Source organism: Litoreibacter halocynthiae, from assembly GCF_004365635.1.
GTDB classification, from domain to species: domain Bacteria; phylum Pseudomonadota; class Alphaproteobacteria; order Rhodobacterales; family Rhodobacteraceae; genus Litoreibacter; species Litoreibacter halocynthiae.
Window position 1 is genome coordinate 1,465,889 of the sequence record NZ_SOBH01000001.1, and the last position, 12,196, is coordinate 1,478,084.

General features: G+C 58.5%; 13 protein-coding genes and 1 tRNA gene. 12 read left to right on the forward strand and 2 right to left on the reverse strand.

What is annotated here, in order from left to right:
* Positions 1-119: 119 nt before the first annotated feature.
* Entirely contained in the window at positions 120-815 is a 696-nt protein-coding gene (locus tag BDE40_RS07110) for a helix-turn-helix domain-containing protein (protein WP_134013708.1), read from the forward strand.
* 19 nt (positions 816-834) lie between these two features.
* On the opposite strand, the gene BDE40_RS07115 is transcribed toward BDE40_RS07110, so the two are convergent.
* Positions 835-924: transfer RNA gene (locus BDE40_RS07115), tRNA-Ser, on the reverse strand.
* A 223-nt stretch (positions 925-1,147) separates the two neighbouring features.
* Between BDE40_RS07115 and BDE40_RS18490 the strand changes: the two genes are divergently transcribed.
* The 7 genes from BDE40_RS18490 to BDE40_RS07150 are packed head-to-tail and all read left to right on the forward strand — an operon-like array spanning position 1,148 to position 7,511.
* Complete coding sequence (locus BDE40_RS18490; RefSeq protein ID WP_281275427.1) at positions 1,148-2,053, forward strand: SPOR domain-containing protein; 906 nt, start codon at positions 1,148-1,150, stop codon at positions 2,051-2,053.
* Between the two features lie 23 nt (positions 2,054-2,076).
* A complete protein-coding gene (locus tag BDE40_RS07125) occupies positions 2,077-3,246 on the forward strand; it encodes a D-alanyl-D-alanine carboxypeptidase family protein (protein WP_134013709.1) in 1,170 nt (389 codons plus the stop codon).
* Positions 3,243-3,872 carry a dTMP kinase gene (tmk, locus tag BDE40_RS07130; protein WP_134013710.1) on the forward strand — a complete coding sequence of 210 codons (630 nt, stop codon included), beginning with the start codon at positions 3,243-3,245 and terminating at the stop codon, positions 3,870-3,872. The genes BDE40_RS07125 and tmk overlap by 4 nt, the downstream gene beginning before the upstream one ends.
* The gene (locus tag BDE40_RS07135) at positions 3,869-4,993 is read left to right on the forward strand and encodes a DNA polymerase III subunit delta' (protein WP_134013711.1); all 1,125 of its coding nucleotides are present in this window, start codon (positions 3,869-3,871) and stop codon (positions 4,991-4,993) included. The genes tmk and BDE40_RS07135 overlap by 4 nt, the downstream gene beginning before the upstream one ends.
* Before the next feature lie 11 nt (positions 4,994-5,004).
* Entirely contained in the window at positions 5,005-5,790 is a 786-nt protein-coding gene (locus BDE40_RS07140; RefSeq protein WP_134013712.1) for a TatD family hydrolase, read from the forward strand.
* Entirely contained in the window at positions 5,787-6,581 is a 795-nt protein-coding gene (locus BDE40_RS07145) for an MBL fold metallo-hydrolase (RefSeq protein WP_134013713.1), read from the forward strand. Before BDE40_RS07140 ends, BDE40_RS07145 begins: the two co-directional genes overlap by 4 nt.
* Positions 6,582-7,511, forward strand: coding sequence for an AEC family transporter (locus tag BDE40_RS07150; RefSeq protein ID WP_134013714.1), 930 nt, complete (start codon positions 6,582-6,584; stop codon positions 7,509-7,511). It begins immediately after the preceding gene.
* Here BDE40_RS07150 and BDE40_RS07155 read toward each other — a convergent pair.
* Positions 7,477-8,166: a Hint domain-containing protein gene (locus BDE40_RS07155; protein ID WP_134013715.1), complete on the reverse strand. Its 690-nt coding sequence runs from the start codon at positions 8,164-8,166 to the stop codon at positions 7,477-7,479. The genes BDE40_RS07150 and BDE40_RS07155 overlap by 35 nt on opposite strands.
* 199 nt (positions 8,167-8,365) lie before the next feature.
* Here BDE40_RS07155 and BDE40_RS07160 point away from each other — a divergent pair, with 199 nt between their 5' ends.
* The 4 genes from BDE40_RS07160 (at position 8,366) to BDE40_RS07180 (ending at position 12,196) form a co-directional block, all read left to right on the forward strand.
* A complete protein-coding gene (locus tag BDE40_RS07160) occupies positions 8,366-9,343 on the forward strand; it encodes an autotransporter outer membrane beta-barrel domain-containing protein (protein WP_134013716.1) in 978 nt (325 codons plus the stop codon).
* A gap of 230 nt (positions 9,344-9,573) precedes the next feature.
* Entirely contained in the window at positions 9,574-10,764 is a 1,191-nt protein-coding gene (locus tag BDE40_RS07165; RefSeq protein WP_134013717.1) for a tyrosine-type recombinase/integrase, read from the forward strand.
* A complete protein-coding gene (locus tag BDE40_RS07170) occupies positions 10,764-11,483 on the forward strand; it encodes a hypothetical protein (protein WP_134013718.1) in 720 nt (239 codons plus the stop codon). Before BDE40_RS07165 ends, BDE40_RS07170 begins: the two co-directional genes overlap by 1 nt.
* Before the next feature lie 425 nt (positions 11,484-11,908).
* Positions 11,909-12,196, forward strand: coding sequence for a hypothetical protein (locus BDE40_RS07180; RefSeq protein ID WP_134013720.1), 288 nt, complete (start codon positions 11,909-11,911; stop codon positions 12,194-12,196).

Sequence of the window (12,196 nt, forward strand, 5' to 3'; positions counted from 1 at the left end):
ACTTTAGTCAAGCGGGCCCATTACAACATCAAGGCAGCAGGCCGGATAGATCAATCAAGCGTTTGACATTAATCAATTGAAGCGGTGACAATGCATCCTGAAACTAGGGACAACCGAACATGCCTGAGTCGCACCACGCTGACATCCGAAGACTTGATCTTTTTGCGGAGATGGAAGAGAGCAACTTCAAAGCCCTTATGCGCGGATCTTACGTGCAGAACTTTCCTCAAAGGATCGAGCTGATCATGGAGGGTGAGACCTCCGACTTTTTGCATGTTGTGTTGTCCGGGTCTGTCGATCTGTATTCGTGCTGGAACAACCAGGAGACAAGTATGGCGACTATCAGGCCAGTCTCGACCTTCATTCTGGCCGCGACGATCAAGGACGCGCCCTACCTGATGTCCGCACGCACGCTTGAGAAAAGCCGCATCGCCCTTATTCCGTCGCAGGACGTGCGGGCGATCTTCGACACTGATGCCGCCTTCGCACGCGCCATCGTGAACGAGCTAGCGCAGTGCTATCGCACGGTCGTCAAGAACACCAAAGACCTCAAATTGCGCTCCTCACTGGAGCGGCTGGCAAACTACCTGCTACGCCAGCACAACAAAACAGGCTCGTCGGTGATTGATCTGAGCATGGAAAAACGGCGGCTGGCCTCGTTTCTGGGGATGACCCCCGAAAACCTGAGCCGCGCCTTCAAAGGGCTGAGCCCTTTTGGCGTGACGGTGTCCGGCAGCCAGATCAAAATCGGCGACGTTGAAACGCTCGAAGCCTTCGCAAAGCCCAGCGTCCTGATCGACAACATGCAAAGCTGAAAACGAGGTTTAGCCGCTGTGGCGGAGGAGGTGGGATTCGAACCCACGGAGGACTTTCACCCTCGTCGGTTTTCAAGACCGGTGCATTCGACCACTCTGCCACTCCTCCGACGCACACGACTTAACCGCGCATGTTCGATTCTGGAAGCCCTTCCCTGCCCGCCTGTTCACGCCAATTTTTGCCGACCGCGCAATGGACCGCTTTGCAAAAACAACTTTATTTACTAGGGTGCGCCCAAAGGGATATCCCAGTTACGGGTGATCTTGGACAATGCTGCGAAAAGCAGCGAAAAAGCACGCCCAAAAGGGTGCAGCGGGCAGAGGGCAACAACATGGGTCATCAACAGACTATGACACGGGCATGGCGGATCGCGATTTTACTGGGGGCCGCAGCTGCGTTGGCGGCCTGCGAGGAAGGTCAAGGATTTGATTTCCTGAAGAAAAAAGACGCTGGAGAGGAAGTCGCAGCGGTAGAATCTGCGGGCGCCGAAGCTGCCGGAACCGAGGAGCGCGAAGTCGAGGCACCGGATGTTTTCCAAGCCAATGAAGACGGACTTTGGGACGGTCGCCCGTCGCTGGGCGGCGTTTGGGTCGCATATCCCGGCGTCAAAGACCCCGAACGCGTGGTGATCCGCAACCTTTCAAACAACAAAACAGTTATCGGCGCCCTCTTCCGCCGCGAGCGCGACAACCCCGGACCCAAGCTGCAGCTGTCATCAGATGCGGCCCAGACACTGGACATGATCGCCGGACAACCGACAAAGATGAGCGTCGTCGCCCTGCGCACAGAGGCCGTGCCGGTCGCACAACCCGCGATTTCCAAGCCCGCTGGCTCCGAGAGCCTGCCCGCGCCCGACAGCATCGAAGCCCAACCTTTGGACCCGATCGACAAAGCCAAGGCGGCTTTGGACAAGACCGCCAAGCCGGCCGCTACAGCCCCTGCGGCGGCCCCCGCCCCGAAACCAGCACAGGTTGCAGCCGCTCCGGCGCGTAAATCGTCCAGCTTGTCGAAACCATTCATCCAGATTGGTATCTTCTCGGTGAAGGCCAATGCCGACAACACCGCGACATCCTTGCGCGGCATTGGCATCTTGCCTTCCGTGAAACAGGGATCAAGTCAGGGTAAGAAATTCTGGCGCGTGGTCGTCGGGCCGTCAGGCTCGTCGTCCGAGCGCGCAACCCTTCTCAAAAAGGTCAAAGATCTGGGCTTCAACGACGCCTATTTCGTGACCAACTAGCAAAGATCAACAAAGGAGCCATCATGGGCATCCGCGCTGCCACGCTTATCGCCGCATTCTCGTCTGTAATCTGCATGAGCTTTGCAGCACAGGCATTTGAAACATCTGCAAAATCTGCGATTGTTCTGGACCTTGGAACAGACCTGACGCTGATGGAGAAAAACGCCGACATGGCGCTTCCACCGGCCTCCATGTCGAAGCTGATGACGTTGAACATGACGTTTGAAGCGCTCGAAGACGGTCGCTTGTCTCTGGACCAACGCTTGCCCGTGTCCGAAGCCGCTCAGGCCTATGGCGGCTCGACCATGTTTCTTAACACCCGAGACCGCGTGTCGGTGGAGGACTTGATCCGTGGCGTGATCGTTTTGTCCGGAAACGACTCGTCTGCTGTTTTGGCCGAGGCCATCTCCCCCGATGGAACCGAGCGTGGTTTTGCGCAAATGATGAACGAGCGTGCCAAAGATTTGGGCATGACCAATTCCACATTTGCCAACTCGAACGGCTGGCCTGCTGCCGGACAACGGATGTCGATGCGCGACTTGGCCCTTCTGGCCAAACGCCTGATCACCGTTTTCCCGCAATATTACGGCTACTTCGCTGAAACCGAATTCGCCTTTGACAACCGCGCGCCTGACAACCGTTTCAACCGTAACCCCTTGTTGAAGCTGAATATCGGGGCCGATGGCCTGAAAACCGGCCACACCTCTGAAGCAGGATACGGGCTTGTCGGTTCTGCCAAGCAAGGCACGCGGCGCATCGTGTTCGTGATGTCGGGTCTCGGCACTCAACAAGACCGCGCCTCTGAAAGCGAGCGTATCGCCAACTGGGCCTTCCGCCAATTCGCCGAGCAACAACTGGCAGAGCAAGGCGTGATCATGGCCGAGGCCGAGGTCTGGATGGGCACCGCCGCGAAAGTCGGCCTTGCTGCGACCGAAGACATCAAAGTCTTGGTGCCTGTGCTGAAAAAGGACGGTGTGACCGCCAAGATCACCTATCAAGGCCCGCTCGAAGCCCCGATCAAAGCCGGTGACAAAGTGGCCGAGCTGATCGTGAACGTGCCCGGCATTGGGGACGCGACCCATGATCTGGTCGCAACAGAGACGATCAATTCCGGCGGCTTCATGGTACGCGTGCGGACGGCGGCAACAGTATTGTTCCGCCAGCTGACCGGACAAGCAACGACCTTGTTTTGAACGGGATATTTCTGACATTCGAGGGCATTGACGGGTCGGGTAAATCCACCCAGTCGCGTCTTTTGGCGGGCCATCTGGAAGCGGCGGGCTTCGAAGTTGTGCTAACCCGCGAACCCGGCGGCTCGCCGGGGGCTGAAGACATCCGCCGCCTGCTGGTCGAGGGCGAGCCGGGGCGCTGGTCCGCCGAGACCGAGATCCTGCTGTTCACCGCTGCCCGCCGCGACCATGTGGAGCGCACCATCCTCCCTGCCCTAGAGGCCGGCAAGATCATCATCTGCGACCGCTTCGCCGACAGCACCCGCGTGTATCAGGGGGCCACCCGTGGCGACCTGCGCGCCACCGTCGACGCGCTTCATGCGCGGATGATCGGACGCGAGCCTGACCTGACGTTGATCATCGACATGGACCCTGACATCGCCCTTGAGCGCGGTCTGGCCCGTGGCTCCGGCGAGGACCGGTTCGAGGAGTTCGGGGCAGAGTTCCAGCATAAGCTGCGGGCAGGCTTTCTTGGCCTGCTTGAGGACTTCCCCGACCGCACGCGCCTGATTGACGGCACCCAAGGCGCGCAGGACGTGGGCCGCGAGATCGCAAGTTTGGTCGACACCTATATCGCTGCACGCGCATGAGCGACGACGCCCTCCCCAGCTCCGACCAGATCGACGGCGCCCCCCACCCGCGCGAAACCGCGACGCTGGTGGGCCAGCATGTGGCCGAGGAGAACTTCCTTGAAGCTTTCAACGGCGACCGCCTGCATCACGCATGGATGATCACCGGCCCGCGTGGCGTCGGCAAAGCCACGCTGGCGTGGAAGCTGGCGAAGTTTCTGCTGGCAAATCCGCCGGTGGATGCAAACGACATGTTCGGCGCACCACCCGCGCCTACTACGTTAGACACGGACCCAAGCCACCCGATTGCCGCCCGCATGAACGCTGGCAGCGAGCCGGGGTTGTTCGTGCTGAAACGCCCGTATGACGAGGACAAAAAGAAGTTCAAACAGCAGATCACCGTCGACGAGGTGCGCAAGCTCAAGGGCTTTTTCTCCCTCTCCGCCACCGAGGGCGGCCGCCGCATCGTCATCGTGGATGCCGCCGACGACATGAACGTCTCTGCCGCCAACGCCCTGTTGAAGGTGTTGGAGGAGCCGCCCGCCGACGCGCTGTTGTTCTTGATCAGCCACCAACCGTCGCGGCTTCTGCCCACGATCCGGTCGCGCTGCCGCGAGTTGCGCTGTGTGACCCTTGACGCCGACCATATGTCCGCCGCCCTGACCGCCACGGGGGCCGATATCGGTACGCATGGTTCGGCGCTGGCCGAACTGTCCGGCGGTTCTGTGGGTGAAGCATTGCGGATGCTAAATCTTGGCGGGCTAGAGGTCTATGCCGACCTTGTCGCGCTCGCCGCCAGTTTTCCGAAGCTGGATCGCACGCTAATGATTGCACTTGGTGAGAAGGCCGCCGCCCGCGGTCAGGAAGCCCGCTACGAGTTGATGCTGCGCCTCGCTGACGTATTGCTCGCCCGCCTTGCGCGCGCCGGTCTGGGCCAGCCTCAGACAGAGGCTGCGCGCGGTGAGTTGGAAATGCTCGCCCGTCTGTCGCCCGATGCGAACGCAGCGCGCGCATGGGCCTCCGTGTCGGCCGATATCTCCGCCCGCGCGCAACACGGGCGTGCGGTGAACCTTGACCCTTCCGCGCTGGTCATTGATATGGTTCTGGCAATGAACGAAGTGGCCGCGAAAACCGCGGCCTGACGAGGCCGAGAATGAGCACGCCCCAAATTACCGACAGTCACTGCCATCTCGACTTCCCCGATTTCGAGGGCGAACTGCCCGATATCATCGCTCGCGCCCATGACGCAGGCGTGACGCGGATGGTGACGATCTGCACGAAGCTGCGGTTGGAGCCACAGGTCCGCGCCATCGCGGAGGCGCATCCTTCCGTCTACTATGCCGCCGGCACCCATCCGATGAGTGCAGCCGATGAGCCGCTGGCCACGGTGGACGAGTTGGTGAAGCTGGCCGAGCATCCCAAATTCGTCGGCATCGGCGAGACGGGGCTGGACTACCACTACACCGCCGAGAGCAAGGACATTCAGCAACAAAGCCTGCGCGTGCATATTGAGGCCGCGCGGCAGACCAAACTGCCGCTCATCATCCACGCCCGCGCAGCGGATGACGACATGGCCCGCATCCTGACGGAGGAACACAAAAAGGGCGGGTATGCCTGCGTCATGCACTGCTTTTCGTCCACGAAGGAACTGGCTGAGGCCGCGCTTGATCTGGGCTTCTACCTGTCCATGTCCGGCATCGCCGCCTTCCCCAAGTCCCAAGAGTTGCGCGACATCTTCGCCGCCGCGCCGGTGGACCGCATTCTTGTCGAGACCGACGCGCCCTACCTCGCCCCGCCCCCCTATCGCGGCAAACGAAACGAGCCGGGCTATACGGCCCACACGGCCAAGGTGGGCGCGGAGGTTTTCAGCATGGACTACCCTGACTTCGCCACGCAAACGCAGGCCAATTTCGAACGCTTGTTCTGGAAAGCCAAATGAAGCGCCGGTTCACCATATTGGGCTGCGGCTCCTCTGGTGGGGTGCCGCGACTTGGCGGGCATTGGGGGGATTGTGACTCCAACAACCCGAAAAACCGCCGCCGCCGTTGTTCCCTGCTGATCGAGCAAATCGGTCCCGAAGGCACCACCTCCGTGTTGATCGACACCTCACCCGACCTGCGTTCGCAGCTTCTGGACGCAAATGTCGGCCGCTTGGACGGGGTGGTCTACACCCATTCCCACGCCGACCATGTGCATGGCATCGACGACCTGCGGATGATCGTGTTCAACATGAAGGAACGTCTGAAGGTCTGGGCGGACGGTGACACAACCAACAGCCTGATCGCACGCTTCGGCTATGCCTTCGTGCAACCCGAAGGTTCTCCCTATCCGCCAATCCTGACATTGAAGTCGATCAAAGGACTGATCGAGGTCAAAGGCCCCGGTGGCACCATCCCGCTGGCCCCGTTCAGGGCGAACCACGGCACAATTGACGCCTTGGGTTTCCGTATCGGTGGGCTGGCCTATTTGCCGGACGTGGCAGAGTTCTACGACGAGACATGGGCGGCCTTACAGGGCCTCGACTGTTTTATCATCGACGCCCTGCGCCGCGCACCGCATCCCAGTCACTCGCATCTGGAAAACACCCTGGGATGGATCGAGAAGCTGGCCCCCAAACGCGCGGTCATCACCAACATGCATATCGACCTCGACTATGCGACGGTCGAGGCCGAAACAGCCGACAACGTCACCCCTGCTTATGACGGCATGACGATCGAATACGACCTTTAGATGGGGGCGTTGCTGGAAGTCATCCTGCCAGTGTTTCTGGTCATCGGCGCGGGATACATCGCGGTCAAACGCGACCTTTTCTCGAACGAGGGCGCGGATGCGCTGATGAAGTTCACCCAAAGTTTCGCCATCCCATGCCTGTTGTTTCGCGGCATCGCGGAGCTGGAGTTGGGTGCATATTTCGAGCCGCGCCTGCTCGCGTCCTACTACCTGCCCGCCATCGCTGGGTTTACCCTTGGCACGCTCGGCGCGCGCCTGATCTTCGGACGACCTTGGGAGGACAGCATCGCCATCGGCTTTTGCTGCCTGTTCTCCAACGCCGTGCTGCTGGGCCTGCCGATCACCGAGCGCGCCTATGGCGAGGGCTCCCTGTCACCGAACTATGCCATCATCGCCGTCAACGCGCCGATCTGCTACGGCATCGGCATCACCGCGATGGAGGTGGTGCGCAACAAGGGCGGCGGGCTGTGGCACACGGCAAAGGCCGTCTGGCGGGCGATCACCCATAACGCGCTGATTATCGGGATCGCGTTGGGCTTTGTGGTCAACATCACCTCCCTGCCCCTTCCCGGCGTCTTGATCGATGCCATCGACCTGATGATCCGCGCGGCGCTGCCTGCGGCGATCTTCGGGCTGGGCGGTGTACTGGCCCGTTACAAGCTGGAAGGCGACACCGGTCCGGTGATCATGGTCTGCGCGCTGATGCTTGTCGTCCAGCCAAGCCTGACATGGCTCGTCGCTGGGGCTACGGGTGTCGGAACCGGTGCGTTCCGCTCAGTCGTGCTGACATCGGCCATGGCGCCGGGGGTGAATGCTTATGTGTTCGCCAACATGTATGGCGTCGGCAAACGGGTTGCGGCATCGGCAGTCCTGATCTCGACCGCGCTGTCGGTGCTTACGCTGTGGGTGTGGCTGGCACTTTTGCCCTAGTGTAGGACCGCAAAAGCACCTGCGCCTCGTGTTCCGCCAAGGGTGGGAAGGCGAGCTTGTCGGAGCTGGGACGGTCGGTTGCCCCGCGTGCACCCATCTGGGAGCTTTCAACCGGAACCCGCTCGGCGAAGATGATGTGATGCGCGTCGAAGTCCAGATACGCATAGCGCACCATGCCGCCGATATCGCGGATCACATCCACGTTGTTGACGAAGTCCCGCGCAGCGACCAGCACCTCCCACTCACCGAACAGCAAGTCCGGCTGCCATCCGGCAAACCGGATCCGGTGACCGGCAGTGACACATAGGTCGTGTTCGTTGTTGAGCGTTCCTGCCTTGAAGCGGATCGGGGCCGCGTCATCCAACGCCTCGAAACGGCGGACACCCATTGCGCGCACGGGCTGCGCCCCGTGATCCAGCGTCTCGACCAAGTCACCCACCTTAAGGTCTTGGATCAACCGGTCGCCCCTCGGCGTCAGGACATGCGTGCCGAGGGCAAAGCACGGCTTACTAGCGCGCGCCCGAGATACTGAAAGCTTGGTCTCTTGTGAAATCTGAACCAGATGGCGCTGCATAAAAACCTCTAGAAAAACACGTCTTGTCACCGTCCTAGGGGTCAACTTTGTCTCAATACTGGCCGCCGATGCGCCAAGCATGTCAATTCAATGACAAATCACGAAATCGACGAAACGGAGTGTTTCCAAAGCTGTCGACTTGCACGTGTGAGCGGCTTGGCCGTCAAATGAGCTATCTGTTGCCAAATAATCAATCCGCATTGCCAGGCTGATCCTTGGCTATAGGTAAACTGCGCTGGCTGGGTTATGATCAGGCGTTCTTCCAGCCAAGGTTATTTCCATGAATATTTCCGCATTCTTTCGCCGCTCGTGCATGTTGCTTCCGGTTCTTCTGGCACCGATGATCGCACCACAAGTCGCCGATGCCCAAAGCTACAACTATTCAATGGACCCGCGTTCCGAGGCGTCCGGGCAGATTGTCGGCTCTGACATCGCCAGCTTCCGAAATGCCATCGCCAACCGTCGCAGCGGCACGGCACAGCCATCTGTGCGCCAGGACGACACCAGCCTGACTGGTGGCACGGCACCGACTTGGGGCGGCATTTCCTCGGCATGGGCTTCCGTCGATGCCAAGCGCCTGAGCGGCACCTATTCCGGCAACTCCGCCAACGTGATTTTCGGGGCCGACACCCTGCTGGGCGACTCCTTCGTGGTGGGGCTGATCGGGGGCTATAACCGCTCCACGGTAACTGTGCCCGGCACCCAAAAGATTAAAGCCAAAGGCTTCTCCGTCGGGCCCTATTTCTCCGCACGTCTGTCCGACTCGCTCAGCCTTGACGGTTTCATCGGCTTCGGAAAACCCGATTATGACATCGACGGGGGCAAGTTCTCCGGTGAAAAGACCTTCGGCAACCTGACTCTGACTGGCAGCATCCCGCTTCAAAGCGCCGAATTGTCGCCGTTCATCAGCGTGGCCTCTGTCCGCGAAAAACTCCCTGCCTTTAGCAGCGTCGTCCCCGTCGTGCTCTATGGCGCGACCGAGATCAAAAGTTTCGTCGCCACCGTCGGCACAGGCGTCCACTACAACGCCATCGACAAAGGCAACCTGACCTATCTGCCCAATGCCGGTTTCGAGATCGACTATGTCCGCAACGATGACGGCTTCGGCAATGTCGACAGCTTCACCACTCCGCGCATCAGCGGCGGCGTGACCATCATCAGTGACACAGGTGCGTTGAACCTCGGCGCGAACGTGTCTCGCACGTCCGAGGGCACGACAACCATCGGCGCAAGTGCTGGCTATTTCTGGCAGTTCTAAGGGGGGGCGCTGTTTTCGGTTTAAGAACACAGCCATAACCCTGTGAACAATTCAAACCGGATTTTCGGAGAATGGTGCGGTCGGAGCGCATTGTAACCCTATATCTTGGGGTTCCACGGTGTATCGCCCAGCGCACTTTTTCCATATTTATATAAGTTTTGTCGCACATCGGTGTTCCATGGGACACCACCCTATACTATATGTAGAGGGTGGACTTGAGGGTGGACCGGATGACAAGAGCATTAAACAAGCTATCAGCGTCGGCAGTTAAGAACGCCAAGGCGGGCAAACATTCCGATGGCGGCGGGTTATGGTTTGCCGCGAGTGAACAAGCCAAAGGCAAATGGTTTTTGCGCGTTGTTGTCCATGGGCGGCGGCGTGAAATGGGCTTGGGTGCCTATCCTGCCGTTTCTTTGAAAGAGGCGCGACTGGAGGCCGAGAAATGGCGCGGCGTCGTGCGCCAAGGCCAAGACCCGATCAAGCTGCGCGACAAACAGGCGCGTGACGCGGCCCGCAACATGCATCTGTTGAATGACATAGCCTTGGACGCCTTTGAAACCCGTAAGGCCGAATTGAAGGGCGATGGCAAGGCTGGCCGTTGGTTCTCGCCTTTAGAACTGCATGTCCTGCCAAAGTTGGGCAAAGTGCCTGTCACCGATATTGACCAGCGCGACATACGGGACACCCTTGCTCCGATCTGGCACGAAAAAGCCAGCACCGCCCAGAAAGCGATGGACCGTCTGGGTATCTGCTTACGCCACGCGGCGGCGCTGGGCTTGGACGTGGACCTGCAAGCGACCCTAAAAGCCAAGGCGCTCTTGGGCCAGCAACGCCATAAGACGCAAAACGTGCCTGCCCTACATTGGCATGACGTGCCAGCTTTCTATCAATCGCTCACTGACGGCACGGTGTCGGAACTGGCCCTGCGTTTGCTTATCCTGACTGCGGTTCGATCTGCCCCGCTGCGCTTTCTGCATCTGGACCAGATTGACGGTGACACTTGGACCATTCCAGCCGAAGCGATGAAAGGCCGCAAGGACTCCACCAGCGATTTTCGCGTTCCCCTATCAACAGAGGCGCAAGCCGTGATCGAACAGGCCAAGCCGTTTGCGCGTGACGGGTTCCTTTTCGCGGGCGTCCGGCGCGGCGTTATCTCGGACGCCACTATGTCGAAATACATGGACCGTCGCGGCATGAAAGAGAGGCCACATGGGTTTCGTTCGTCGTTTCGGGATTGGGCCGCAGAAGCCACCAATGCAACACATGAAGTGGCAGAAACCTGCATGGGCCATGTAGTCGGTGGCAAGGTAGAGCGTGCATATCGCCGGACTGATTTTCTAGAGCAACGGCGCATTATAATGGAACGTTGGTGTAGCCTGCTTGTGTCGACGTCAGACAATATATTGATTGGGAAATTCTAATGAAACTGATGCAGTTGTTTGACGAGACGGACGCATTAAAGAGCAACGCAGGCGAACGATTAGTTGCGATTAAATACTATCCCAGTGATGCCCTTGCCAGAGATCAACTAGTCATGTTGCTCGAAACTGAAACGAAGCGTGCAAGGACGTTGGGTGCCTCTGAGTATGCACCAAGCGAGCTATCCGCAATGCTAGTAAAGAGTTTGCAGGTTTCAGAAGGCAAGCGGGGTATTGCAGGCTTGCTATCTCTTTGCTTACTCATCTTGTTGAAAAAAGGGCTACGTCCAACTCAGTACGCAGCGGCACAAATGACAGAGAAACTAGTTAATGAACTCAAGGATGATGACGGTCGCGTTTTCTACAACTCCTATTTTCAGAAGGGCGAACTAGTTAGAAAAAGCTATCGAAACGTAACTGCGCGCAGTGACATTGAAAAGAGGTTTCGCCATTATAACAGCATAGCGCCCTTAATGGCGGCGAGCATTCTTCACACAATGAATAATAATGTAATTCCATTCCCAGAAGTCATGAACCAAGAAATTCCCCGGCTTCTTCGTACCCTTGCGGAGATTGAACGGACTGTGGTTGATGTTTTCCCCGAATACTTCCCTGAGCCTTGGCGAATCGCTGCTTCATTGCCCAAAAGTATCAGAATGTTGAAACCTTTCGACCTTCCAGCTGATATGCGGAAAGCTTTTGGGGTCAACAGTTTATGGTGACATTGAAAATCCTCTACGGTGAGTCCAATTATCCTATAGGGATTTCAAGGGTCCTGTATTTGCGACGAGTCTCAACCATGGTTTGAAGTTTCCATAAAGCAGGGTGAAGCACCATCCTGCAGCATGGGGACTTAAAAGATGAAATTCTTATCCTTCAGCGACCTTCAAGCCAAACTCGGTGGTCGAGGCCGCAGCTCGATCTACCGTGACTTTGGGCCGAATGGTTGGTTGCCCAAACCCACCAAAATTGGTTCTCGCCTGTACTGGAATGAGGCCGATGTAGATGCAGCGATAGCATCTCTTGCGGATTAAGACCCGTCCCACCCTGCGCGGTAGCGCTGGGCTAAGGGGACGGGAATATATCTTGCACGATATGCCTCACCAATACGCCCAGCGCCGCGCAAATTCAATCGAAAGGATTGGATATGCCACAAGCACATTTCTACTCGAAACCCACAAGCGTCTACTGGACGTGCAAGGCGCTCTTGGACCAGCGCACCATTTCTCAACTCACCCAAATACAGAATGTCAAAGGCTGGCGTTTGGGTGCAATCATCCACCGTTTGAAGCACGAATACGGCTGGCCGATCTGCACCGAGTACCGCCAACCTGATGGCATGGCGCTTTACTCGATGCCGCCAGACACAGACCGCGCAAAACTGCGCTTTCCAAAGTCAGCCAAAGCGCTGGGCGTCGTGGAGGGTTGCGAATGA